This is a genomic window from Catellatospora sp. NPDC049111 (assembly GCF_040648615.1).
Lineage (GTDB): Bacteria > Actinomycetota > Actinomycetes > Mycobacteriales > Micromonosporaceae > Catellatospora > Catellatospora aurea.
Genome location: NZ_JBEZEB010000006.1, coordinates 373,421 through 398,171 on the forward strand (window position 1 = coordinate 373,421; position 24,751 = coordinate 398,171).

Below are 24,751 nucleotides of genomic sequence, written 5' to 3' on the forward strand. Positions count from 1 at the left end.
ACGGCGCGTATTTACCCGAGCGAAACACTCTGGCCGCAACCTCATCATACGTATGACGTCATAGCAAGACCTGATCGAAGAATTGTGACTCGATCCGAATCAGAGGGTGCGCCATCGCGAGCGCCGGGGCTGGACAGCACCTGCTCAGACAACGCGACCGACCTGCCGGGCAGGTCGGTCGCGTGGGGAATGCGGACAACGCCGGAAACGCTCCGGCCGCGCCTTCGGTCAGCGGGCCGACTGGCGGCGTGGTGCCGGAGCCGGGGCCTCCGCGTCGGTCTGGGGACGCCGACGGCTCCACGAGCCGGTGATGTGCGCGCGCATCGTCGCGGCGGCGGCGGCGGGGTCCTTGGCCAGGATGGCGTCGTGGATCGCCTGGTGCTCGTCCAGGGTCTGGCGCACCACCGCTTCGTTGTACTCGCCGTGGTAGCGCATGCTGCCGCGAGCCTTGTCGTGGATGCTGTTGACGATCGCGCGGCCGAGCCGGTTGCGCGAGGCGGCCATGACCATGTCGTGGAAGTGCGCGTCGGCGGCCGCGAACTCCGGCACGTTGTCCTTCTTCGAGCGCATGAGTTCGAGGGAGGCGCTGATGCGCAGCCTGTCCTCGGCGGTGTGCGAGGTCGCCGCGGCGGCGGCCATGTCGGCCTCCAGCGCCGTGCGCGTGGCCACCAGCTCGTCCAGGAAGGACAGGTTGGCGTCGTGGGCGATGATCGCGGTGAGCACGACGTCGTCGAGCAGGTTCCACTGCCGCGGGTCGGTGACCTGGGTCCCCCGGCCGTGCTCGATGCGGACCAGGCCCTTCTCCTGCACCACCTTGACGGATTCGCGGATCACGGTCCGGCTGACGCCGAACTGGTCGCACAGGTCCGCCTCCGGCGGCAGGGTCGAGCCCGGGGTGAGCACGCCGCGCACGATGTCGTTAACGATCTGCTGCACGACGTTGATGCCCAGCTTGGTGCCGCGGGCGCGGGGCGGGCCGGCGTCGCCGGCGGAGGCATGAGGTATGCCGAACGGGTCGGCCAGAACCTGCCGCGTCAACGCGCCCTCCCGGAGCAGTGGTCGCCGGACCACCAGACCCGACGACGACGAGTGTACGGCACGCTGTTAAGACGTCACAGGTAAGATGTCATATGTCACTGTTCCGTCTCCGTACCACGAAGATTCTCGCACGAATGGTTATCTGCGCGCACCGGGCACGGTCGCAGGAACACCGACCGACTCCGGACACGCCGAAGTGCCGGCGCGCACGCCGACGGCGCACCGGCACTTCGGCCGGTCCGGGCAGGTGCGGTGCCCTCACGCCACCACACCCACCCGGACCAGGCCCGCACCCCTGAGCGCGGGCCACCCCCGTTCAGCCGGCGACAGCCAACAGCCGCCGGCCGGCTTGCTCGGGCCGCACACCCGGCCCGTCGAAGGACACCGTCGCCGGTTGGAGCGCACAGGCGGCGATCGCCGCCTCGTCCATGCTGATCCCCAGACCGGGCGTGTCGCCGAGGACGAACGATCCGTCCTCGATCCGCAGGTCGATGTCGATTCCCACCGGTGGGTGCAGGGCCTGCAGCTCGCTGACGAGGTGGTTGGGCACCGACGTCGCCGCGTGCAGCAGGCCGACCGGGTTGGTGCCGATCGGGCTGACCGGCAGGTCGTACGCGTGGGCCAGGGCCGACACCCGCAGGAAGTGGGTCACGCCCCACACCGACGCCGTCTGCACGATGTCGAGCGCGCCCGCCGCCAGCAGGGGCCGGAACTGCTCCAGTCCGCTGAGGTTCTCGCCGCTGGCGACCGACGCCCGCAGGCCTCGGCCCACCGCGGCGTGGCCCTCGGCGTCCCAGCGCCGCACGGGCTCCTCGACCCAGATCAGGTCGAGGGTCCGTTCGAGTTCGGCGACGTGCCGGACCGCCTGCTTGCGGGTCCAGCACTCGTTCGCGTCGAGCATCAGGCCGGGCCGGGACCCGCCGCCGGCCTCGGCGAGCACGTCGCGGACCAGGGCCAGCCGGTGCCGGTCGCGCTCAACGTCCAGGCCGCCCTTGAGCTTGGCGGCCCGGATGCCGAGTTCGGCGTAGGCCTGGTAGGTGGCGGCCAGGTCGTCGTCGTCGAGGCCGATGTCGAGGCCGGAGGCGTAGGCGGGCACCACGCGGTCGCGGCCGCCGAGCAGGCGCCACAGGGGCTGGCCCGCGACTTTGGCTTTGATGTCCCACAGGGCGGAGTCGAACGCCCCGATCGCCCCGAAGACGGCTCCGGCGTGTCCGGCCTTGAACGTCTGCCGCAGCATCCTGTCGTACAGCGCGGTCACCGCCCGCGGGTCCTCGCCGTCGATAGCGGCGAAGATCGCGTCCAGTTCCACGTGCGGGCCCATGCCGACGCCGGTGACTCCCTCGTCGGTGGTCACCACGACGATCGGCACATCGGTGAGTCCGTCGGCGTACACGCCGTTGGCGTCGCCGACGGGCCGGCCCCAGTCCTGCACGGTGTTGAGGGCGCGATACCCAGTGATGCGCATGTCAGCCTTTCGTCGAACCAGCGGTGACAGCGTCGGCGATCCGGCGCTGGAAGAACAGGTAGACCGCCAGTACGGGCACGGCTGCGATCAGCACCCCCGAGGCGAACGTGGGGATGTCGGCCGAGTACTGACCGCGCAGCGACGTCACTCCGACCATCAGGGTGCGGTGCTCCGCGGACGGCATCATCAGCAGTGCGATGAGCACGTCGTTCCAGCAGAACAGCGCGTTGAGCACGCCGACCGACAGCAGCGCGGGCCGGCCCATCGGCAGCATGATCCTGCGGTACACGCCGTAGGTCGTGTTGCCGTCGATGCGCGCGGCGTCCACGATCTCGCTGGGGATGGCGCTGTAGTAGCTGGTCATCAGGTAGATCGTGAAGGGCAGGTACTGCGCCGTGTAGGCGAGGATCAGCCCCGGGTAGGTGTCGACGAGCCCGGTGTCGGCCATGGTCCGCACGAGCGGCACCATGATCACCTGGAAGGGCACGAACAGCGCCGCGAGGCAGCCCAGGAACAGTGCCCGGGATCCGCGGAACCGCAGGTGGCTCAGCGCGAACCCGGCCATCGAGCCGAGCAGCAGCAGCAACGCGGACGCACCCGCGACCACGATCACCGAGTTGAGGAAGTAGCGCGCCGTGCCGGCGCTGGTCCAGGCCGTGGCGATGTTGTCCCAGCGCAGGGTGTCGGCGAACGCGAACCGGTCCAGGATGTAGTCGCGGCGGGTCTTCATCGCCGCGTTGGCGGTAAAGACCAGCGGGTAGATCGTCGCGAGCGCGAGCAGCGCCATGGGCAGGGCGATCAGCCACCGGCTGAAACGAGCGCCGCGCATCAGTCCTCCCTACCGGTGCGGCGCAGGAAGCTGACCTGCGCGAGTCCTACGACGAGCATGACCAGGAACAGCACGGTGGAGGCCGCCGACGCGAACGCCGGGCGGTTCATCTGACCCTGCTGGATCCAGATGTAGTACTCCGGCAGGTAGGTCGACCCGCCCGGGCCACCGCTGGTCATCACGTAGATGAGACCGAACATGGAGGTCAGCATTCCGATCATGGTCGTCACGAACACGAACTGGATCGTCCGGGACAGACCGGGAATGATCACGTGCCAGATCACCTGCGGCAGGCTGGCCCCGTCGGAGCGGGCGGCGTCGAGCAGGGCGGGGTCGAGCGTCGCGAAGCCGGACAGGAACACCACCAGCGACATGCCGAACGTCGCCCACACGTGCACGCCGACGACGGTGAACATCGCGACGTCGGAGTCGCCGAGCCAGTCGACCGGGCCGAGGCCGGCCAGTTCGAGCAGGCTGTTGACCGGCCCGTCGAAGGACAGCAGCAGGTTGAAGATCGAGCCCACGATCACCGGTGACAGCACCGCGGGGAAGAAGTACACGCTGCGGTAGAACCGGTGGCCGGGCACCCGCAGGTAGATGAACGTCGCCAGCATCCCGGGGATCGCCACCGCGATGGGCAGCAGCAGCACCAGCCAGCCCACGTTGCGCAGCGCGCCCAGGAACAGCGGGTCGGCGAACAGTTCCGCGTAGTTGTCCAGCCCGACCGCCGCGCCGTTGCGCTCGCCGTCGCCGGTGAAGGAGAAGTTGACCCCCAGCAGCAGCGGCCAGAGCCGGAACAGCACGATGACGGCGACGGCGGGGGCGATGAGCACGAACGGGGACAGCCGTTCCGAGGACAGCCTGCCGGTCCTGGGACGCCTGCGTGACGCGGTCGCCGGCCCGTCGGCCCGCCCCGCCCGAGCGGGGCGGGCCAACAGCGGCGTGAAATCACCGAGCGGCACTGTGGTCAGCTCCGGTCCGACTCGCCGAGCTGCTTGAGCGCGGCGTCGACGGTGACGGAACCGTCGAGGATCTGCTGCGACAGCCGGCCCATCAGTTCGATGGTCTTCGACGACAGCGCCACGTGCAGTGCGGGCTTGCCGGTCTTGAGGTCGGCGACCAGCGCCGTGACGGCCGGTTCGGCGGCCTTGACGGTCGTGTCGGAGACGACCGCGCCCGCGTTGGTGTAGAAAGCGGTCAGGGCGTCGGTCGAGGTCAGCGAGCGCACCAGGTCGGCGGCCAGGGCCGGGTCCTTGGTCCACTTGGCGACCGCGTAGCCGATGCCGCCGTCGAAGGGCAGGCTGGGCACGGCGCCCTCGGCGATGACCGGCGACTTCATCACCCCGACGTTCTCGGGGCCGAGGAACTCGTTGAAGTCCTTCCAGTGCCCGATGTCGGACATCAGGCCGATGATGTTGGTCGCCTTGCCCGCCTGGAAGATGCCGAAGGCGTCGGTGAACATCGTGGTCGAGTTGCCGCCCTTGTTGTTCAGGCCGCCGGCCTCGACGTCCTTCCACAGCTGGAAGAGCTGCTTGACGTGGGGGGAGTTCCAGTCGCGCTTGCCGGCGATCCAGTCGTCGTACTCCTGGGGCGAGAAGATTCCCGAACCGAGCGCCGACAGGAAGAACTGGATGCCCGCGCCCTCCTTGTTGCCCAGCGAGAAGCAGGTGGCCTTCGTCGCCTTGGTGATGGCGGCGCAGTCGGCGGTGAAGGCGTTCCAGGTGGTCGCGGGCTTCTGCGGGTCGAGCCCGGCCTTCTTGTACAGGTTCTTGTTGAAGTAGATCGGGTGGCCCTGCAGGGTCACCGGCGCGGCGAACGCCTTGCCGTCCTTGGTGAACGCGTCCCAGCCGGTCAGGCGCTCCTTGTCCGGGCCGAGGTACTGGTCCAGCGGGACCAGCGCGTCGACCCGGTCGCGGATCTGGCCGCCGCCGTTGAACAGCATGACGTCGGGGCCCTTGCCCGCCTGGATCGCCGCGCCGAGGAGCGTGTAGTACTGGTCGAACGGCTGGGCGACGAACTCGACGGTCACGCCCGGGTGCTTCTTGGCGAAATCGGCCTTCGCCTTCTCCACGTATGCGGTTGCGGTCTTGTCACTGGACTTCCAGTCCCACACCACGAGCTTGCCGCTCGCCGCGTCGGACGGGGATTCACTGCCCGTGGCGCTTCCACAGCCCGCCAAGGCCAGCATCGCCGCGACGGCGGCCGGCCAGAGTACTCGCTGCTTCATTGATTCTCATCTCGAGAATGGCCGGATCGGGCCGGCCGTCAGCTGGAATGCAGCAAAGCTAAGTCATATGATGTGTGATGTCAACGGAAACCTGGCGGAAACCGAAGGCCGCCACCGTCGGCTCCCGACACTCGCACCACGACCAGAGCCACCCGCTCCAGTCTTTCGGATTGTTACCGATCACATGGTTCCGGCCGGTGCCGTGCGCCCCATCCACAACGCGCAGACCATGCCATGCTGAGACCGCTCGATCAACCGAAACATTTCGGCAACGTCTTGACGCATTCCGATGTTATCGGTCACAGTCTAGGGCGACGCCACCCGACCCACAGGCGTTGCGCACCTCAGCGCCCGCCCGCTCCATCCCTTCCGGACAGAGCACTCCGCACACTGCGACTCACCGCGTCCCGCGCCGTGAGGGGTTCGCGCTGCCGAAGATCAGGCCGATCCGACGGTTCCGCCGACCGCGCCCGCGACCGGCGGACCGCGCATCGTCCGCTCCCCACCCGCCCGTCCCGACCAGAGGAGCACGATGAACCGTCCCCTCCGCAGACGAAGCCTGGCCACCGCGCTGGCGGCAGCACTGCTGCTGACCGCCGCCGCGCTCGGCCTGCAGGCCCCCGCCGCGCACGCGCTCGACAACGGTGTCGCCCGCACGCCCCCGATGGGCTGGAACTCCTGGAACACGTTCGGCTGCAACATCAACGAGACCCTGATCCGCCAGCACGCCGACGCGATGGTCAGCAGCGGCATGCGCGACCTGGGCTACCAGTACGTCGTGGTCGACGACTGCTGGTTCAACCCCAACCGCGACTCGTCGGGCAACCTGCAAGGCGACCCGACCAGGTTCCCCAGCGGCATGAAGGCGCTCGGCGACTACCTGCACAGCCGCGGTCTCAAGTTCGGCATCTACCAGGTGCCCCTGGACAAGACCTGCGCCCAGTACTTCGGCTCGTACCCGGGCGCCACCGGCAGCCAGGGGCACGAGGTCCAGGACGCGCGGCAGTTCGCCGCCTGGGGGGTGGACTTCCTCAAGTACGACTGGTGCTCGCCCACCGGAACCATCGACCAGCAGGTCGCCACGTTCGCCAAGATGCGCGACGCGCTCGCCGCCACCGGCCGCCCCATCGTCTACAGCATCAACCCCAACAGCATCCACGCCAAGACCGGCCCGCTGCGCAACTGGGGCGACGTGGCCAACATGTGGCGGACCACCGAGGACATCACCAACGCCTGGGACACGGGACAGAGCAACGGCTACCCGATGGGCATCCAGAACATCGTCAACGTCACCGTCCCGCTGGCCTCCTACGCCCGGCCGGGCGGGTTCAACGACCCCGACATGATGGAGGTCGGCCGGGGCGGCATGACCGACACCGAGATGCGCAGCCACTTCGCGCTCTGGGCGGTCATGGCCTCGCCGCTGATCGCCGGCAACGACCTGCGCTCGATGTCCGGCGCGACGCAGACCATCCTCAAGAACGCGAACCTGATCGCCATCAACCAGGACTCCCTGGGCCTGCAGGCGACCCAGGTCTCCCACGACGGCACCCGCCGCGTGCTCGCCAAGCGGCTGGCCAACGGCGACGTCGCGGTCGCCCTGTTCAACCAGGGGTCCTCGACCACGACGGTCTCCACCACGGCGGCGGCCGTCGGCAAGTCCGGCACGTCGTTCACCCTGCTGGACGCGTGGACCAACGCCACCGGCTCCACCAGCGGCACCATCTCCGCCAGCGTCCCGGCGCACGGCACGGTGGTCTACCGCGTCAGCGGCGGCGGCACCACTCCCCCGCCGTCGACGACCACCTTCGTGAGCGCGGCCTCCGGGCGCTGCCTGGACGTCCCGCAGAGCAACACCGCCAACGGCACGCAGCCGGTGATCTGGGACTGCAACGGCCAGAGCAACCAGCAGTGGGCCGTCAACGGGGCCGCGCTGCAGGCCCTGGGCAAGTGCCTCGACGCGCCGCTCAACGCCACGGCAGGGGCCAAGGTGCAGCTGTGGGACTGCAACGGCGGCGCCAACCAGCAGTGGAACCTCAACTCCGACGGCACGGTCAGCAGCCGGCAGTCGGGCCTGTGCGTCGATGTCAACGGCGCCGCCACCGCCAACGGCACCCTGGTGATCCTGTGGACCTGCACCGGCGCGGCCAACCAGCGCTGGACCCGCCGCTAGGCCGCGGACACGGGTCGACATGACAAGAGCCCGCCGAGCGGATGTCCCCGATCCGTTCGGCGGGCTCTTGGGTGCAACGGGCGCGGACCGCGGCGGCCTGGCTCCGGCACCGCGGTCCGCTGGCGGTTTGGGCCCCGCCGTGCATCCATCATACGTCATATGTCAATACATTGATGCCGACTCGTGTCGGCGCGCCCGCCGGAAAACAGTATCCTGCCAGGCACGATCTCGAACGTAACCGTGATCTCATTGCAGAGGCGGCAGGGAAACATCCGTCATTCATGGTTCTTCAGCTGCCGTTTGTCATACGTCATACGCCGTGATGAGGCGGCCGGGGGCTGCTTGCACCCCCGGCCGCCTGCGGTCAGGACTTCACTAGGAGACGAGGCTGAACCGCTGGTTGGCCTGGCCGTTGCAGTCGTAGAGCTGGATCCGGGCGCCGTTGGCGGTGCTCCAGACGTCCAGGCACCGACCCGACTGGACACCGGTGATGGTGCCGTTGGAGTTGAGGTTCCACTGCTGGTTGGCCTGACCGTTGCAGCTGTAGATCTGGATCTCCGCACCGTTTCCGGAACCGGCCGCGTCCAGGCACCTGTTGCCGTACACGGTCAGCTGCTTGCCGGAGGTGTAGGTCCACTGCTGGTTGGACTGGGTGTGGCAGTCGTACAGCTGCACCCGGGTGCCGTTGGTCTGCGACGCGTTGGGCACGTCGACGCACCGGCCCGACTGCGCGCCCACGATCCGGCCGACACCGCCGCCCGTCGGAGGCGTCGGGGAGGCGCTCGGGGCAGGCGAGGACGGCGGCGGCGAGGCGGGCGTCGACTGCGACGGCTGCGGCGTGGCGGCGTTGAGGGCGTTGAGCACCGAGGTGTACGCCGACTTCGCACCGCCACCGCTGTTGAACAGCAGCGGGCTCTCGTTGGAGCGCCACGAGTCGCTGTCGCGCACGCCCCACACGGTGATGCCGATGCAGCGCGGCACGTTCATGCACGCCTGGGTCAGGCCGCCGTACTGCGAGGTGGAGGCGTTGGTGACGTCGACCTCGGTGAGGGCCACGTCCACGCCGAGGGCGGCGAAGCTGGACAGGGTGGTCTGGAAGTTTCCGGGCAGCGAGCTGCCGCCGGTGAAGTGGGTCTGCAGGCCGACGCAGTCGATGGGCACGCCGCGGGACTTGAAGTCCCGGATCATGTTGTACACACCCTGGGTCTTGCCGTAGCTCCAGTTCTCGATGTTGTAGTCGTTGTAGCAGAGTTTGGTCGACGGGTCGGCGTTGCGGGCGGTGCGGAAGGCGACCTCGATCCAGTCGTTGCCGGTGCCCTGCAGGTTGGACGAGCGGCGGCTGCCGTCCTCGTTGAACGCCTCGTTGACGACGTCCCAGGCGGCGAGTTTGCCCTTGTAGTGGGCCATGACGCCGTTGATGTGGTCGATCATCGCCTGGCGCAGGTTGCTGCCGGACAGGCTCTGCATCCAGCCGGGCTGCTGGGCGTGCCAGGCCAGGGTATGGCCGCGGACCTTCAGGCCGCGCTGGGTCGCCCAGTTGTAGATCTGGTCGCCGGAGCTGAAGTTGAACTGCCCGCGGTTGGGCTGGGTGGCGTCGGGCTTCATCTCGTTCTCGGCCGTGATCATGTTGAACTCGCGCCCGGCGATCGTGGTGTACGTCGAGTCGCCGAGCCGGCTGGCAGCGATGGCGGTGCCGAAGTACCGGCCCGACTGCGCCGCGGCGGCGCCGAGGGTGCTGGCCGCGGCGCTCGCGTTCGGGATGACGAGCACGACGGTGAGCAGGGCGAGGGCACCGGCGGCCGCGGTCAGCGCGGCGGCGCGGATGGGCGATCGCCGCTGTGGGTTCCTGCCATGATGCGCGGTGGGAAGCGCAGTCACCATGGTCTCCTTTCGTGGTCGGCGCACGCGTCGTCTCGGGCGATCGGTGCGGCGCCGGGGAATCGGGCATCGATACCGGGGCATGTTGCCACGCTTGAATGCCCGCCGCAACGGAAACTTTTCGATAACTTCCGGAAGATGGTCATTGACCAATGTAGGCCGAGCCTTGCTCGACGCCAGATCGACATCCACTCACGACAGCTATTTCAGCAGCGCAGGTAGCTCAGCGTGTGATCATCACTGATGCCTTAGGATCACCGTCCGCGCGGTGCGAAAGTTCGAAGCACAGTGGATCACCGCGACGGTTCCGAAACTTCCGGCCGACCTTCGGAACACTCAGGCGGCGGCCATCACCGCGACGGTGTGAGCCCGGATGCCGACGGCGGGCTCACCGGAGGACCGGCCGACGACGTCCAGCACGTGCCGCTGAGCCTGCTCGGCCAGCCCGTCGTAGATCTCGACGAACACCTCGCGGGCCTGCGTGCGGGGCCATCCCGCGGGCAGCAGTTCCAGCGGCAGCTGCGGGTCGAGCAGCGGGATGTGCCGGTAGGCGTCCATGATCTCGGTGCGGGCCCGGACCGCCGCAGCCCCCGCGATCCGGCCGTCGCGGACGCGCCGCAACAGCGGTCGCCACTGCCGGTCGAAGGCCGCGTAGTGCTCGGTGATCGCCGCGATGTCCCACGCCTCGATCGGGTTACGATCCGCGGTGGCGGCCAGGTCGACGTGCGCCGCCCGGAACACGGTCATCGCGCCGGGCGTGACCTCGGCCAGCCGCCCGGCGACGGTGGGATTCCACGGATCCGGCGAGACCCACAGGCCGTCGTACAGCGGCGCGAACCCCAGCCAGCGCAGCTGGCCGCGCAATGATCGCCGCTGCGTGCCGTGCTCCTGCGGCAGCGAGAAGGCCACCAGCGTCCAGGTGCCGTCCCAGGTGCGGGCCTGCTCGGCGAACCGGGCGATCCAGGCTCCCCCGGCCGACAGCTCGTCGGCGGCGTCGCTGGTCAGCCGGTAGAAGCTGCGCCGGCCGTCCCGGCTGCTCTCCAGCACGCCCCGGCGGGCCAGCCGACTGATCGCGGTCCGGGCCGCGCCGCTGGTGATCCCGAACTCGCCGAGCAGGGTGGTGACCGCGGCCGACGGCAGCCAGGCCCGCGTGGGCAGCGTGTAGTCGGCGACAAGTGTCGTGGCCAGGCCCTGCGGCGAGTTGCCCGCCTGGCGTCGGGGCAGTCGCGAGCCGCCGTCCACATCGGGGTAGATCTCTTCGATCTCGAACAGTTTCACCACGACTCCGGCGCTGCGACGACCCACGCCCCGCGACGCGGGGCCCCGCCCATCGTAGGTGCGACCTGTCGGCGGCCGCGCGATGCCGGAGCGGCTCGGATGCCATTCGAGCCGTTCGATTGACACTTTCCTGTCCGACCGGCATTCTTCATGACACACGTCGTCGAGGGAGCCCGACCACGTAGTGAACGAAGTCCGGCACACCGGCAGGGGCAGGCCAGGGCAAGCCGACCCGCAACTGTTGTCATCGAGGAAGTGCCATGACACGAACGACCAGTTCAAGCCGACACCGATGGGTGCTGAGCAGCCTGCTGACCCTGGCGCTGACCGGCGCCGTCCTGCTGGTGCCGCGCCTGGCCGAGGCCGGGCCGACCGCCGGCTGCGGCAGAACCCCGACGCTGACCAGCGGGACTCGCTCGATCCAGAGCGGCGGCCAGAACCGCACGTACATCCTGAGCATTCCGAGCACCTACAACAACACCCGACCGTACCGGCTGATCTTCGGCCTGCACTGGCTCAACGGCACCGCCAATGACGTCGCCACCGGCGGATCGGACGGGGCGGCCTGGGCGTTCTACGGGCAGAAGCAGCTGTCCAACGACGGCACGATCTTCGTCGCGCCGCAGGGCATCAGCAACGGCTGGGCCAACACCAACGGCCGGGACGTCACCCTGATCGACGACCTGGTCAGCCTGGTGCAGGGCGACCTGTGCGTGGACACGGCCCAGGTCTACGCCATGGGCTGGAGCTATGGCGGCGCGATGAGCTACGCGCTGGCCTGCGCCCGGCCTTCGGTGTTCCGGGCGGTCGTGGTCTACTCCGGCGCCAACCTCAGCGGCTGCAGCGGGGGCACCCAGCCGGTCGCGTACTTCGGCATCCACGGCACCCACGACAGCGTGCTCAACATCTCCAGCGGACGCTCGATCCGCGACACCTTCGTCCGCAACAACGGCTGCACCGCGCAGAGCCCGCGCGAGCCGGCGCAGGGCAGCCTGACGCACATCACCACGCTCTACTCGGGGTGCCGGTCCGGTTATCCGGTCCAGTGGGCCGCCTTCGACGGTGACCACGCCCCGCACCCGGTGGACGGGTCGACGGCCACCAGCGGCACGCGCACCTGGACGTCGGCGGCGGTCAACACCTTCCTCGCCCAGTTCGCCGGCACACCCTCCCCCAGCGCCTCCCCGTCGGCCAGCCCGTCGCCGAGCGCCTCCGCCTCACCGAGCCCCCGCCCGAGCAGCCCCGCGCCCAGCAGCCCCGCGCCGTCCTCGCCCGCACCCGGCGGCGCGTGCAGCGCGAGCTACCGGACGATCAATCCCTGGCCCGGCGGCTTCCAGGGCGAGGTGACGGTCACCGCCGGCAGCGCCCCGCTCACGGGGTGGTCGGTCGGCTGGACGCTCAGCAGCGGACAGTCCATCACCCAGCTGTGGAGCGGCACGCTGTCCACCAGCGGCCAGTCCGTGACGGTGCGCAACGTCTCCTACAACGGGTCGCTGTCGGCCGGCGGGTCGACCACGTTCGGCTTCCTCGCCGGCGGCACTCCGTCGACGCCGACGCTGACCTGCTCGGCTGCCTGATGCACCGTCCCCGGAAGGTCCGTCCGCACTGACGGGGGTCGTCGACCCGGCCTCACCGATCGCGAGGCCGGGTCGACGAGTCGTCAGCTGCGCAGGCTCCATTGCTGGTTCGCGCCGCTGTTGCAGGACCACAGGACGATCTTCGTGCCGTTGGCGGTCCCCGCGCCGGTGGCGTCCACGCAGAGCCCGGACTGCACGCTGGAGATGGTGCCGTTGGCGTTGACGTTCCACTGCTGGTTGGTGCCGCCGTGGCAGTCCCAGATCACCACCGCGGTGCCGTTGGTCGTGCCGGCCCCGGACGCGTCCAGGCACTTGTTGCCGTACAGGGTCAGCTGCTTGCCGCTGGTGTAGGTCCACCGCTGGTTGGTCCCGCCGTGGCAGTCCCACAGCTGCAGCTGGGTGCCGTTGGCGGTGGCACTGTTGGGCGAGTCGACGCAGCGGCCGGACTGCCCGCCCACGAGCTGGACGTTCTGCTGACCACCGCCGCCGCTGCCCTCCCGCCGGACGATCGACTTCGACTCCACCGAGCGCACGCCCTGCGCGTCCACCACGTACAGCCGGTACTCGCCCGCCGTGCTGGGAACGGCGATCGAGGTGGCGGTGCCGTCGGCGCGGGTCATCGTCGCCCCGGCGGTGAAGCTGGTCGTGCCGTACGGCGCGAGCCACACGGACTTGGTCGAGTCGCCGGTGCCGCGGATCGGGATCGACGTGCCGCTGCTGCCCACGTAGGTGCTCGCCGGCAGCACGTAGTCGGGCAGCACGAGGTTGGCCTGCGGGATGATGCCCCGGTAGGCGTCCTCCAGCCCGGAGTTCACGGCGATGCCGTACGCCGCCGCGGGCCAGACGTAGTCGGACGAGACGAGGATGTCGTGGACCGTGCTGTTGGGCAGGACCTTGTTCGACACCTTGTTGATGGGGCCGTATGTCTGCGTGATGCTCAGGTCGTGCTTGCGGCCCCAGTCGTCGGAGTTGACGAGCCAGGTGACGTTCTTGTCGACGCTGAGCACGTTGTCGCGGAACGTCATGTACGCCGAGCCCTCGTCAGGGTGCAGGCCGTACTTGTGCCCGGACGGAACGCCCTGCAGGTAGTTGTTGGTGATGGTGGTGCCGGGCTGGCTGCCCAGGGTGTAGATGGGCGCGGTGTCGCTGAGGCGCTGCACCGTGTCGATGAAGTGGTTGTAGCTGATGGTGTTGTTCTTCGCGGTCGTCGTCGGCCGGTTGGGCGCGATCGAGCCGGACGAGCCGTCGAAGTTCCACCAGCCCCAGCCCATCGTGATGCCCGACCACGGCGCCTTCTCGATGCGGTTGCGCTGCACGGTCAGGGTGTCGACGAAGTAGGCCGTGATGGGGCTGTGCCCGTTGAACAGCACGGCGCTGTCGTACAGGTAGTTGTTCTTGATGTCGATGGTCTTCGGCAGGCCCTCGACCGCGACCGGGTACTTCTCGCGGTTGCTCGACGTGTGGTCGCCGATGTACACGTGCTGGGGGTGGCCCACGCTGATCGCCGACCCGGCGATGTCGTTGGTGAAGTTGCCGATCAGCTGCGAGTTCTGCACGTCGTTGACCATGCCGACGCCGTCGGCCCCGGCGTGCTGGATCCGGTTGCGCTGCAGCAGGATGCCGTCGGCGTTCTGAATGTCGATCATGGTCGGGGTGACGTCGACGTTGCGGTAGTAGTAGGCGTGGAAGTTCTGCTTCGCGTACGCGGTGGCGCCGAGGTTGCCCTGCTGCGCCTGCTTGTAGGGCGAGCCGGACACGGTGAACAGGTTCCAGTCCGAGTGCTGCGCGGTGAGCCCGGACAGCGTGATGTTGCGCGCGTGGCCGCTCGTCGAGGTGCCGGCGATGCGCAGCAGCGTGGTCACGTTGTTGGGCGCGAAGACCGCGGCGGTCGCCATGTTCTCCGAGCTCGCCTTGTAGTAGTACAGGGTCTGGGTGGACTTGTTGAAGTAGAACTCACCCGGGGTGTCCAGGAACTCGTAGGCGTTCATGACCTTGTGGGTGCCGCCGACCTGGGCGTTGCCGTTGAACGCGCCCTGGGCGATGGCCGCGCCCGGCTGCTGGAACAGCGCGATGCGGCCGGAACCGTCGCTGGTCACCTGGCGCACGCCGACGATGGCGGTGGTCCAGGTGGTGCCGGTCTCGATCTCGATGTCGTCGTGGTTGGCGCTGATGGCGGGAAAGTCCGACGCGCTGTACCGGGCCCCGTCACACTGCGAACCCGACTCCCACGCCCACGCCGCCTGACCGGCCGTGATGTTGTACGTCCCATAGCAGCCCGCCGACGAGATGGTCTTGGACGCCATGTAGGCGCGCTTGTCGTTGACATACAGCGCGCGCAGCTTGTTGGACCGGCTGAGCGGGGCCTTCCAGATGTTGCCGCTGTGCTGGGTCCACCCCGTCACCTGCACGCCGCCGTCGAGGACCGGCGTCTCGTTGTTGTAGGCGGAGTAGAAGACGCGGTAGCCGTTGGTGCCCGAGTCGCTCGCACCCAACTCGATGGTGCTGCTCACCGGGTACGTACCGCCGCGAAGGTACACGTAGATGTCGCCGGTCATGTTCGTGTTGATGGTGCGGACGAGGTCCCGGGCGCGCTGCACGGTCTTGAGCGGCGAGCCGATGGTGCCCGGGTTGCCGTCGTTGCCGTTGGGGGCGACGTAGTACGTCGCCTGGGTCGCGGCCGCGGCGGGCGCCTGGGCGGCGACGGTGGCCGCCACCGAGGCGGACACGAGGACCGCGACCGCCACCAGCGATCTTCCCACGGTCGATAGAGCTGACTTCACGTCTCTTCTCTTCCTTTCGACTGCCGCAGCTCGGCGGTGTCCGCCGGTGCGTCCGGAGTGCGCTGGGCCGTGGATGGTGCGAGCCGCTGCCCGGGAGGCCGCTTGTCCTCCTTGGAGCACCGCCACAGTAGCGACGTATGACGTCACACGTCAACGGCCTGTGTCTATTCCATTTCGGCCAGGTTCCGTGTGCGGACCACGCTTTTCGTCGAGTGGGCGCGGGCCGGGCGACGCCGGCTCCCGCGCCTGTCGTGGCCGCCGGGCCGGCACGATGCGACCGGCCCGGCGTTGCCGGTCAGTTCCGGGTGCTCCACTGCTGGTTGGCGCCGCCGTGGCAGCTCCACAGCTGGATCCTGGAGCCGTTGGCGGTGGCCGCGCCCGACACGTCGACGCACAGCCCCGACTGGACACCGGTCAGGGTGCCGTTGGCGTTGAGGTTCCACTGCTGGTTGGCCTGGCCGTTGCAGTCCCAGATGATCACGGCGGTGCCGTTGGCGGTCCCGCCTCCGTTGGCGTCCAGGCACTTGTTGCCGTATACCGTGAGCTGCCGGTTCGCGGTGTAGGTCCAGCGCTGGTTGGCGTTGCCGTGGCAGTCCCACAGCTGGAGCTGGGTGCCGTTGGCCGTGGCCGAGTTGGGCACGTCGACGCAGCGGCCCGACTGCTGGCCCACCAGCAGCACGTTCGACTGGCCGGGGGCCGGGCTGCTCGGCGGCGGGGAGCTCGGCGGCGCACTGGAGCCGAACTGGGAGATGAACCGCCAGGCCTCGGCCTTGGTCCAGGTCCGCGCGCCATCCTCGCAGCCGGAGCAGCCCTCGACCGGCGCGGGCCCGTGGCCGCCGTCGAAGGCGGCCCACTGCACGGGGTACCCGGCACGGCAGGAGTAGGTGGTCGTGATGTGCCTGCCGCTGCCCGCGGCCGGTTCCGAGGCGTTCTGCTGGGCGCAGCCGTTGTTGCGCAGGAAGGTGTCGCGCAGCGAGCGGCCCTGCGAGATGTTGAGCACGTTGTCGGAGATGCCGTGGATGCCGAAGTAGGCGATCGGCTGGCTGCCGCCGCTGCAGCCGGACAGCTGCGCGCCGGCGTACACCACCACGGCGCGGAACACGGTCGCCCGCGCGCAGGCGATGGCGTAGCTCATGCCGCCGCCGTAGCTGAAGCCCATGGCGAACCGCTGCGTGGTGTCGACGCACAGGTCGTTCTCGATCATGCGGATCATGTCGTCGGTGAAGGTGACGTCGGCGCCGCCGGAGTTGGCCCAGCCGTTGCCGAGTCCCTGCGGGGCGACCAGGATCGCACTGTTGTCGGACTGCTGCTGCATGCCGTAGAAGGACCACGTGCTCCCGCTGCTGCCGCCCGAGGAGACGTCGTTCATGGTGCCGCCGCGCCAGTGGTAGGCGAAGATGAGCCGGTAGGGGCGGGTGTTGCTGTAGCCGTCGGGGACGCGCAGGTTGAAGCTGCGGTTCTGGCCGCTGCTCTGGATCGTGTACGAACCGGTGCGCAGGGTCGGGCTCTTGCCGCAGCCGGCGGTCGTGGCGGCGTACGCCGCCGGGCCGGTCAGTGCGGTGGCCGTCAGGGCCCCCGCGACGACGACGGCGGCCGCGCCGAGCGCGGCGAGCCACCGTTGCCGTGCGGGTCGGTGCTGGATGGATTCCACGGTGCTGTCTCCTTTGCTTGGGAGCGGGGACTGCACTGGCGACGGCCGTCTGCGGCTTGGGCACGGGACAGCACAGCCCGACCGCCGCACCCGGGCGGGTGGGCGGTTGATCTGGCGGGATGGAGCCGGACCTGGGCGATGTGGTCCGCGGCGCGGCTGCCGGTCCAGGCGTCGCCGCACCACGCGGTGGGCTGAGCGGCGGTCGGCTCGCTGCCCCAGGCCGACTGTCCCCGTGGGACAGCGCCACCGTAGCGACGTAACACGTCACATGTCAACGACTGCCGTCGATCCCATGGTCCGCGGAAACCCGGACCCTTGACGCCTTGAATGTTATCGGTCACATTGGACCGAACACATCACATGTCATCCATGTTATTAGGCCGAGGACGACAGGTAACGACTGCCTCCCAGCCGAAACCGTTTCGATGTGAGCGGTCACCGCTGCCCTGGTCAGTGGCCGCCTGCCGAAGCGACCTGAGTGAAGGGATCGACCATGGCCAAGTACGCGCGCCTGCTCGCCACCGCGGCGGCCACGCTGGCGCTGACCGTCGCGGTGATGCAGAACGGCGTGGCCCACGCCGAGTCCAACGGCGGGGTGCGGGTCATGCCGCTGGGCGACTCGATAACCGAGGGCACCCAGGTGCCCGGCGGTTACCGGATCGGGCTCTGGCAGCGGATGGCCGCCGGCGGATACCGCGTCGACCTGGTCGGCACGCAGTTCAACGGCCCTTCCGCCCTCGGCGACCACGACCATCAGGGCCACCCCGGCTGGCGGATCGACCAGATCGACGCCAACATCACCGGCTGGCTCCAGAACACGACCCCGCGTACGGTGCTGCTGCACATCGGCACGAACGACGTGCTGCAGAACTACAACCTGTCCGGCGCCCCGGGCCGGTTGTCCGGCCTGCTCGACCGCATCACCGCCGCGGTGCCCTCGGCGGACGTGTTCGTCGCGACCATCATCCCGCTGAGCAATTCCGGTCAGGAGAACGCGGCGCGCACCTACAACTCCGCCATCCCCGGCATCGTGCAGAGCAAGGTCAACGCGGGCCGGCGCGTCCACCTCGTCGACATGCACAGCGCGCTCACCACCGCCGACCTCATCGACGGCATCCACCCGACCGCGACCGGCTACGACAAGATGGCCGCCACCTGGTACGCCGCCCTGCGCTCGGTGCCGGGCAGCATCGGCTCCACCACCACCCCGGCATCGTCCACGCTGGTCAGCGCGGCCTCCGGGCGCTGCCTCGACGTGCCCGGCGGCAACACCGCCAACGGCGTCCAGCCGATCATCTGGAGCTGCGGCGGCGGGTCGAACCAGCAGTGGACCGTCAGCGGGCAGGCCCTCCAGTCGCTGGGCAAGTGCCTGGACGCGCCCACGGGAGCAGCGCCGGGCACGAAGGTCCAGCTGTGGGACTGCCACGGCGGCACCAACCAGCGGTGGAATCTCAACGGCAACGGCACCGTCAGCAACGTCGCCTCCGGACTCTGCCTGGACGTCTCCGGCAACGGCACCGCCAACGGCACCCCGGTGATCCTCTGGTCCTGCACCGCCGCCGCCAACCAGCGGTGGACCCGCGGCTGAGTACCCGCGCGAGCCCGCCCGGTGGACAGGTCCACCGGGCGGGCTCCGCTCATCGCAGGTCAGCGCAGTGTCATCACCACCGCGAGCGGTTCGGTCCGGTACGGGGTGTCCGTCTCGAACGCCAGCTGCGCCGTGTACACGCCGTGCCCGGCCACCGCCGGGGCCGACGCCGTGACGGTCACCGTGACGGTGCGGCCCGCCGGGATGGTGATCTCGGTGCGCTTCGCCGCCAGCCACGACACGTCGGTGCCGCGGACGCAGGACTCCGCGCCGGGCAGCTGCTGCGCGGCCCCGGTGAGGGCGTCGCGGCTGATCTGGCCGCCGACCTGGTAGGTGCCGCACGCCGCACCGCCGCCGAGCACGGGCCGGTTGGCGTTGGGCAGCTTCGACCACACCGCCGTCGCCGGGTCGAACTCCATCACCTGGTTGGTGATGCTGCTCGCGGTGACGCCGCCGATGACGCGCAGCCGGCCGCCGACGGTGGCGTAGGCCATGCCGTACAACGGGTTCAGCCCGGTGGTCGGCACCCAGGTGTCGGACTCGGCGAAGTAGCGGAAGGCGTCGCCGGTGGAGTCCTTCAGGTACGGGAACTGTCCGCCGACACAGATCAGCCCGTTACCGGCCGCGCCGCAGGCGTGGTCTGCCACGCCGAGCGGGTAGTCGGCCAGCCGGGTCCACCGGTTCGTGTCCGGGTCGTAGCGGTAGGTCCGGTGCGACGGGGTGTCGCACGTGTAGGTCGGGCATCCGGCGACCGCGTACAGCTTGCCGTCGACCGTGGTGGTGGCCGCGTCGGCCACCGCGGCGGGCAGGTCGGCCCGGCGGGACCAGCGGTCGGTCATCGGGTCGTAGGCGTAGGTGGTGGCGAGGGGTTCGCCGGTCAGGTCCCAGCCGCCGACGACGTACAGCTTGCCGTCGACGAACGCGCCGCCCGCTCCCATCAGCGGCTGCGGCAGGGCGGCGATCGGCTTCCAGACGCGCGCCTGCGGGTCGTAGACGAACCCTTCGGCCATCATGCGGCCGTAGGTGTTGCCGCCGACCGAGTAGACGGTGCCGTCGTTGTCGGCGACCGTGTTCTCGATCAGCGGGGCCGGCAGCTCGGGCAGTTCCACCCAGGCGGTGCCGTCCGCGGCCGACTGCCCTGGCCGCGACGTCGCCGCACTGCGCACGAAGTCGCGGGACCTGGTTCCGTCCGACACGGGGACCTTGACCAGCGGCGTCTCGGGCCCGGCGGCGCGGTGTCCGCCGGCCTGCGGGGTGTAGCCGCGGTCCTGCTCGACGATCCTGACCCGCAGCGGCCGGTCACCGGTGTTGGTGAGCCGGACCTCGCTGGTGACGGTGCGGCCGGGCCGCACGGACACCGGCAGGCTGGACCGGCTCACGGCCAGCTGCCCGGCCCGCAGGCTCCAGTCGCGGCGCACGACGCGGTCGCCGACGGCGCGCACCGTCGCCGTGGCGTCGCCGTAGCGCAGGCCGGTCGCAGTCACCGGGACCGCTCCCCCGCCGGCGACGAAGACCCGGTAGAACCCGGCGCTGTCGGTGGTCGCCGCCGGTCCGGTGCCCGCCGACACCTTCGCGCCGCTGAGCACGCGGCCGGTGTTGGCGTCGCGGACCTGGCCGGCGATGAACCCGCCGGGCACGGCCGCGCACGCGCGGGTGCCGACGAAGACGTTGTCCACCTGCCACCAGTTGGCGAGGCTGCCCTGGTAGCGGAACCGGACCAGGACCCCGGACCGTCCCGCGGCCTGCGGGATCGCGATCTCGACGTGTCCGGAGACGCTGACGTCGGAGAAGTGGCGCACGACGCTCCAGGTCGCGCCGCCGTCCAGGCTGAGTTCGAGGTCGGCGGACTGGACACCGAAGTTGGTGGCCGAGTAGTCGCTGTCGAACCCGATCACCGGGGCGGCCACCCCGGTCAGGTCGGCCGGCGGGCTGACCAGGGCCGAGTTGATGTCACCGGACTGCGACCAGGTGTCGACGGTGGCGAACCCGCCGTCGCCGCCGGTCAGGTTGCCCTTGTGCGCGGGGTCGTCGAAGCGCCACGTCTGCCCGGAGCCGGTCTCGTCGGTGACCTGCCAGCCATCCTTCGGCTGCCCGGACCAGCCGGTGAAATCGGTGGCGACACCCTGGTGGCGCCAGGCGTATCCGGTGGCGTTGCAGGAGGTGTCGTCGGCGGTGAGCACGAGGTCGCGCCGGACCGTGCCGGTCTCGCCGGGTTTCGCGGCGTCGATCGTGGCGGTGGCCGTGCCGGGAACGTAGCCGGGCAGGTCGACCGGGGTCGCGCGCACGGTATAGGTGCCACCGACCGGCAGATCGACCTGGTAGCGGCCGGTGTACGGGTCGGTGCGGGCCGTCTCGGCGCGGCCGTCGACGGTGATCTTCGCGTAGAGCGGCCAGCCGTGGCCGGAGCCGTCGGTGACGGTACCGGTCAGCGTCCGGGTCGGAATCGCGGTCAGGGCCAGGTCGCGCACGACTCGGGCTCCACTGCCGACCATCGCCTTGGCCACCGGCGCGGAGCGGTAGCCGGCGGCGGCGGCCGTGACGTCGTAGCCGCCGACCGGCACGGGCAGGCGGTAGCGGCCCTGGGCGTCGGTCGTGGCGTGGAAGGTCGCCCCGGTGCTGTCGGTGGCGGTGACGGTCACGCCCGGGAGCGCGCCGTGCTTCTTGCCGTGGGTGTTGCGCCCGGCGGTGACGGTGCCGGTCAGCTGCCCGCTCGCGCCGAGGGTCAGCGCCGAGACCCCGGCCGGGGTGCCCAGGCCGGTCGGGCCGTCCCACCCCGCTCCGGCGGTGCAGAGCAGGTTGCCGCAGTAGCCGTTGACGCCTGTGGTGACGTCGGTCAGGCCCGCGGCCCGGTCCTTGCGGTACGGGTAGGTGACCGGGTAGGTGCCCGGCAGCGGGTCGCCGGCCAGGGCGTACATCCCGGCGAGCAGCGGCGCGGCCAGCGAGGTGCCGCCCCACTGCGCCCAGCCGTCCTGGCCGAGGGTGTTGTAGACGGCCAGGCCGGATTCCGGTGCCGCGGTGGCGGAGACGTCGGCGGTGGCGCGCTTGTCGCCGCACTGGGTGTCGATGCCGGCCTGGTAGTCGGGGCGGGCCTCGTAGCTGGAGCAGCCGCTGCCCGCGTGCTCCCAGGCGGTCTCGGACCAGCCGCGCGGGGAGGAGTCGCGGGTCAGCAGGGTGCCGCCGACCGCGGTGACGTCGGGGTGGGTGGCCGGGAAGCTCTGCAGGTTGCCGATGTCGCCGCTGGCCACCGTGATGGCGATGCCGGGGTGGTCGTAGTGGGCGTGGTAGAGGTGCTGGTAGTGGGCTTCGCCGGGGACGCCGTACGAGTTGGAGATGGCGACCGCGCCGAGCCGGGCCGCGGTGTCGACGGCGCGGCCCAGGTTGCCCATGGCGTTGTTGTCGGCCTGGACCAGCAGGATACGGCACTTCGGGCAGGCCGCTGAGACGGCGTCGAGGTCCAGCGCGGCCTCGATCGACCAGCCCGGCTCCTCCAGGGGGTAGTTCGTGCCACCGGACTGGTCGACCTTGCGGAAGCAACCGTTGGCGGTGGTGCAGGGCGGCAGTCCGTAGTGGGCGCGGAACACCGCCAGGTCGGCTTCGGCGGCGTCGTAGCCGAACGCGCCGACGATCGCGACCGTCTGGCCTTCGCCGCCGTCGGGAAGCCGGTACGCGGACCGGATGTCGGCCGGGCCCAGCGCGCCTGCCGGCGGCCCGGAGGCCTTCTGCTGCCGCCCGTCGCCGCCGGTCGGCAGACCGAGCGCGAAGCAGCGGGCCAGCGGACCGTCCGCGGTGGACGTGGTGGCCTCGGCCGTGTTGCAGCCCGCTGGGCGGTACTGCGGGGCCGCCCGGTTCGGTGCGGCCTGCTCCGCCTGTGCGGCGGCCTGGGCCGGGACGCCCGCGAGCGCGCCGGTGGCCAGCAGCGACAGCACGACGAGTGCGATCCGTGCACCTGGGTGACGCCTGCGGGCCCCTGTCGAGGGCACGACCATGTGGAACTCCTAACCGTCCGAAGGAGCGGCGCATGGTTGTCGCGGCCGCCACAGGGCCCGCCGTCAGCCGTACGTGCCTTTCGGCCACGGCGTCGGCGCGAGATGACGGCGATCTTGGCATGGGCCGGCAGGCGTGGACAATGTGTGGCGGCGTTCATGTTCAGGACAGCTGGCGGGTTCCGGACGGTGGTCTCCGGCTGGTTCACGCGCCGGAAACAGTCATGGCGGATCTTGGTTCGTCGTGCCGCGCAGGCATTTCACCGAGGCCGGAGGAGGCACGGAATGTGGCATGTGGTGGGAGTGAGCGGGCCCGAGGAGGACGTCTACGAGGCGCTCACCCTGCGCCGCCAGGCGACCCTGAGTGAACTGCTCGGCGACGTGACGCTCTCCCGGGCGCAGCTGACCCGTTCGCTGGGCCGCCTGGTCGAACACGGCCTCGCCGACCGGCTGCCCGGCCGGCCCGCACGGTACGCCGCGACGCCGCCCGACCAGGCCGCCGCGTCCCTGATCGCCGAGCAGGAGCGCCACCTGTCACGGCTGCGCACACACGCCGACCAGTTGGCCGAGCAGTTCCGCCGGCGGGACGCCACCGAACGGCATCCCGGTGAACTCGTCGAGGTGGTCGAGGGCGCCGCGAACCTGCGGGCCACCCTGGTGCGCCTGCAGCGGGAGGCCCGGGTGCAGATCAGAGGGATGGACCGGCCGCCATACCTCGACAATCCGGTGAGCGGCAATGCCGAGGAGACCCATCAGCTCGCCGACCGCGGCCTGAGCTACCGGGTCATCTACGACCGCTCGGCGCTGACGATCCCGGGCCGGATGGCGGAGGTCTGGCGGGGCATCCAGCACGGCGAGCGGGCCAGGGTCGCCACCGAGGTGCCGATGAAGATGCTCATCTGCGACGACCGGTTCGCGGTCATCCCGGTGATGACCGGCGGGAGGATGACCGAGGCGGCTTACCTGGTGTATCCGTCGACGCTGCTGGACGCGTTCATCGCGCTGTTCGAGACGTTGTGGGAGCGCTCGGTCGCGGTCAACCGGCCCGGTGAGGAGCTGCCGGACGGGTTGTCGGACCGCAGCGCCGAACTGCTCGGGCTGCTGGCCGGCGGCGCCACCGACGAGGCGATCGCGCGCACCCTGGGCTGGAGCGTGCGCACGGTGCACCGGCACGTGCACCGGATCATGGAACTGGTCGGCGCCGAGACCCGGTTCCAGGCCGGCATGGAAGCGGTTCGCCGCGGCTGGCTCTGAGCCCATGACATCACCTCTGAACAGGATGAAAGCTCCGACCGGGTCGGCACTGCTACTGGAGGCCCTGCTCCGCAGCGGCTTGAACGACGTCGTCGCCGTCGAGCCGACCACGGGCGGGCTCGCGGCGCTCGCCGGGATAGCCGCCCGCCGCGGCGCGCCGCCGGTGTTCGTCAAGGCCCTCGCCGAGCCGCCGGCCGACGACGTCTTCGTCGCGGAGGCCGATGGGCTGGCCGCCCTGCGCGGCATCGGCGGCGCGCCGACCCCTGACGTGCTGCTGGCGAACCGGGACCTGCTGGTGTTGTCGATGCTTGCGCCCAGACCGCACAGCGAGAGCTTCTGGGAGCAGTTCGCGCACCTGCTCGCGCGCCTGCACACGAGCACGGTCCACCCGCGTTTCGGCTGGCACCGCGACAACTGGCTGGGCCGACGCCGCCAGGTCAACACCTGGCACGACGACGGCTTCGCCTTCTTCGCACAGCACCGGCTGCTGCGCTGGCTCGACCAGCCCCGGGTCGAGGCCGCGCTCGACCGGGCGGACCGCTCGGCGCTGGAACGGCTGTGCCACCGGCTGCCCGAGCTGCTGCCCGACCGCCCGGCCTGCCTGACGCACGGCGACCTGTGGGCGCAGAACATCATGGCCACCGCGGACGGCCGACCGGCGCTGATCGATCCGGCGGTGTCCTACATGTGGGCCGAGGTCGACCTGGCCCACGTGTGGACGACCTCACCGCCGCCCGAAGCCTCCCGCTTCTTCGCGATCTACGCGGAACTGACCTCCTTGGACAGCGACTGGCGCAGCCGTATGCCGATCATCCAGCTCCGGCAGCACCTCGCCGTGCTGGCCCAGTTCGACGACGACTGGGGCGCCGGCGACCTCATCCGCGCCACCCTGGCCCCTTTCCGTCGCCGGTCGGGCCCCTGACCCGGTTCGCCGCGGCGCGGGGGGGGGGGGCGGCCCCCCCCCCCCCCCCCCGGGGGGGGGGGGCCCCCCCCGGCTACGGTGTGGGGTTGTGGGGGGGGGGGGGGGTTT

Annotated in this window: 15 protein-coding genes; 5 read left to right on the top strand and 10 right to left on the bottom strand. The window is 70.3% G+C overall.

The genetic code is table 11. From position 1 onward, the window contains the following. Positions 1-228 precede the first annotated feature (228 nt). From AB0B66_RS12240 to AB0B66_RS12260, 5 genes are all read right to left on the bottom strand, one after another. Complete coding sequence (locus AB0B66_RS12240) at positions 229-1,038, bottom strand: FadR/GntR family transcriptional regulator (RefSeq protein ID WP_360527158.1); 810 nt, start codon at positions 1,036-1,038, stop codon at positions 229-231. Positions 1,039-1,354: 316 nt separating this feature from the next. Beyond that, on the bottom strand, positions 1,355-2,503 hold the full coding sequence (locus AB0B66_RS12245; protein WP_360527161.1) for a mandelate racemase/muconate lactonizing enzyme family protein: 1,149 nt from the start codon (positions 2,501-2,503) through the stop codon (positions 1,355-1,357). Position 2,504: 1 nt separating this feature from the next. Beyond that, a complete protein-coding gene (locus AB0B66_RS12250; protein WP_360527164.1) occupies positions 2,505-3,332 on the bottom strand; it encodes a carbohydrate ABC transporter permease in 828 nt (275 codons plus the stop codon). Continuing rightward, a complete protein-coding gene (locus tag AB0B66_RS12255) occupies positions 3,332-4,294 on the bottom strand; it encodes a sugar ABC transporter permease (protein ID WP_360527167.1) in 963 nt (320 codons plus the stop codon). Before AB0B66_RS12255 ends, AB0B66_RS12250 begins: the two co-directional genes overlap by 1 nt. Positions 4,295-4,299: 5 nt before the next feature. Beyond that, on the bottom strand, positions 4,300-5,559 hold the full coding sequence (locus AB0B66_RS12260; protein ID WP_360527170.1) for an extracellular solute-binding protein: 1,260 nt from the start codon (positions 5,557-5,559) through the stop codon (positions 4,300-4,302). A 532-nt stretch (positions 5,560-6,091) separates the two neighbouring features. On the opposite strand from AB0B66_RS12260, the gene AB0B66_RS12265 reads away from it, so the two are divergent. After that, complete coding sequence (locus tag AB0B66_RS12265) at positions 6,092-7,732, top strand: ricin-type beta-trefoil lectin domain protein (RefSeq protein WP_360527173.1); 1,641 nt, start codon at positions 6,092-6,094, stop codon at positions 7,730-7,732. A 375-nt stretch (positions 7,733-8,107) separates the two neighbouring features. Here AB0B66_RS12265 and AB0B66_RS12270 read toward each other — a convergent pair whose 3' ends face one another. Continuing rightward, the gene (locus AB0B66_RS12270; RefSeq protein ID WP_360527238.1) at positions 8,108-9,502 is read right to left on the bottom strand and encodes an endo-1,4-beta-xylanase; all 1,395 of its coding nucleotides are present in this window, start codon (positions 9,500-9,502) and stop codon (positions 8,108-8,110) included. Between the two features lie 444 nt (positions 9,503-9,946). Further along, entirely contained in the window at positions 9,947-10,888 is a 942-nt protein-coding gene (locus tag AB0B66_RS12275) for a PaaX family transcriptional regulator C-terminal domain-containing protein (protein ID WP_360527176.1), read from the bottom strand. Between the two features lie 260 nt (positions 10,889-11,148). Here AB0B66_RS12275 and AB0B66_RS12280 point away from each other — a divergent pair, with 260 nt between their 5' ends. Continuing rightward, on the top strand, positions 11,149-12,465 hold the full coding sequence (locus tag AB0B66_RS12280) for a cellulose binding domain-containing protein (protein ID WP_360527178.1): 1,317 nt from the start codon (positions 11,149-11,151) through the stop codon (positions 12,463-12,465). Positions 12,466-12,548: 83 nt separating this feature from the next. Here the strand turns inward: AB0B66_RS12280 and AB0B66_RS12285 are convergent, their stop codons facing one another. Next, a complete protein-coding gene (locus AB0B66_RS12285) occupies positions 12,549-15,245 on the bottom strand; it encodes a ricin-type beta-trefoil lectin domain protein (protein ID WP_360527181.1) in 2,697 nt (898 codons plus the stop codon). Between the two features lie 295 nt (positions 15,246-15,540). Further along, on the bottom strand, positions 15,541-16,896 hold the full coding sequence (locus tag AB0B66_RS12290; RefSeq protein WP_360527184.1) for a ricin-type beta-trefoil lectin domain protein: 1,356 nt from the start codon (positions 16,894-16,896) through the stop codon (positions 15,541-15,543). Positions 16,897-17,389: 493 nt separating this feature from the next. On the opposite strand from AB0B66_RS12290, the gene AB0B66_RS12295 reads away from it, so the two are divergent. After that, the gene (locus AB0B66_RS12295) at positions 17,390-18,484 is read left to right on the top strand and encodes an RICIN domain-containing protein (protein ID WP_360527187.1); all 1,095 of its coding nucleotides are present in this window, start codon (positions 17,390-17,392) and stop codon (positions 18,482-18,484) included. Between the two features lie 59 nt (positions 18,485-18,543). Here the strand turns inward: AB0B66_RS12295 and AB0B66_RS12300 are convergent, their stop codons facing one another. Then, complete coding sequence (locus tag AB0B66_RS12300; RefSeq protein WP_360527190.1) at positions 18,544-22,470, bottom strand: carboxypeptidase regulatory-like domain-containing protein; 3,927 nt, start codon at positions 22,468-22,470, stop codon at positions 18,544-18,546. Positions 22,471-22,752: 282 nt separating this feature from the next. Between AB0B66_RS12300 and AB0B66_RS12305 the strand changes: the two genes are divergently transcribed. Both AB0B66_RS12305 and AB0B66_RS12310 read left to right on the top strand, forming a co-directional pair. Further along, a complete protein-coding gene (locus tag AB0B66_RS12305) occupies positions 22,753-23,721 on the top strand; it encodes a helix-turn-helix domain-containing protein (protein WP_360527193.1) in 969 nt (322 codons plus the stop codon). A 25-nt stretch (positions 23,722-23,746) separates the two neighbouring features. Next, positions 23,747-24,643, top strand: a complete 897-nt coding sequence (locus tag AB0B66_RS12310; RefSeq protein WP_360527196.1) for a fructosamine kinase family protein — start codon at positions 23,747-23,749, stop codon at positions 24,641-24,643. Positions 24,644-24,751: the final 108 nt, after the last annotated feature.

Coding starts and splice junctions, on each gene's coding strand:
- AB0B66_RS12245 (WP_360527161.1), bottom strand. CDS start 2,503: ATGCGCATCACTGGGTATCGCGCCCTCAACACCGTGCAGGACTGGGGC.
- AB0B66_RS12250 (WP_360527164.1), bottom strand. CDS start 3,332: ATGCGCGGCGCTCGTTTCAGCCGGTGGCTGATCGCCCTGCCCATGGCG.
- AB0B66_RS12260 (WP_360527170.1), bottom strand. CDS start 5,559: ATGAAGCAGCGAGTACTCTGGCCGGCCGCCGTCGCGGCGATGCTGGCC.
- AB0B66_RS12265 (WP_360527173.1), top strand. CDS start 6,092: ATGAACCGTCCCCTCCGCAGACGAAGCCTGGCCACCGCGCTGGCGGCA.
- AB0B66_RS12280 (WP_360527178.1), top strand. CDS start 11,149: ATGACACGAACGACCAGTTCAAGCCGACACCGATGGGTGCTGAGCAGC.
- AB0B66_RS12295 (WP_360527187.1), top strand. CDS start 17,390: ATGGCCAAGTACGCGCGCCTGCTCGCCACCGCGGCGGCCACGCTGGCG.
- AB0B66_RS12300 (WP_360527190.1), bottom strand. CDS start 22,470: ATGGTCGTGCCCTCGACAGGGGCCCGCAGGCGTCACCCAGGTGCACGG.
- AB0B66_RS12305 (WP_360527193.1), top strand. CDS start 22,753: ATGTGGCATGTGGTGGGAGTGAGCGGGCCCGAGGAGGACGTCTACGAG.
- AB0B66_RS12310 (WP_360527196.1), top strand. CDS start 23,747: ATGAAAGCTCCGACCGGGTCGGCACTGCTACTGGAGGCCCTGCTCCGC.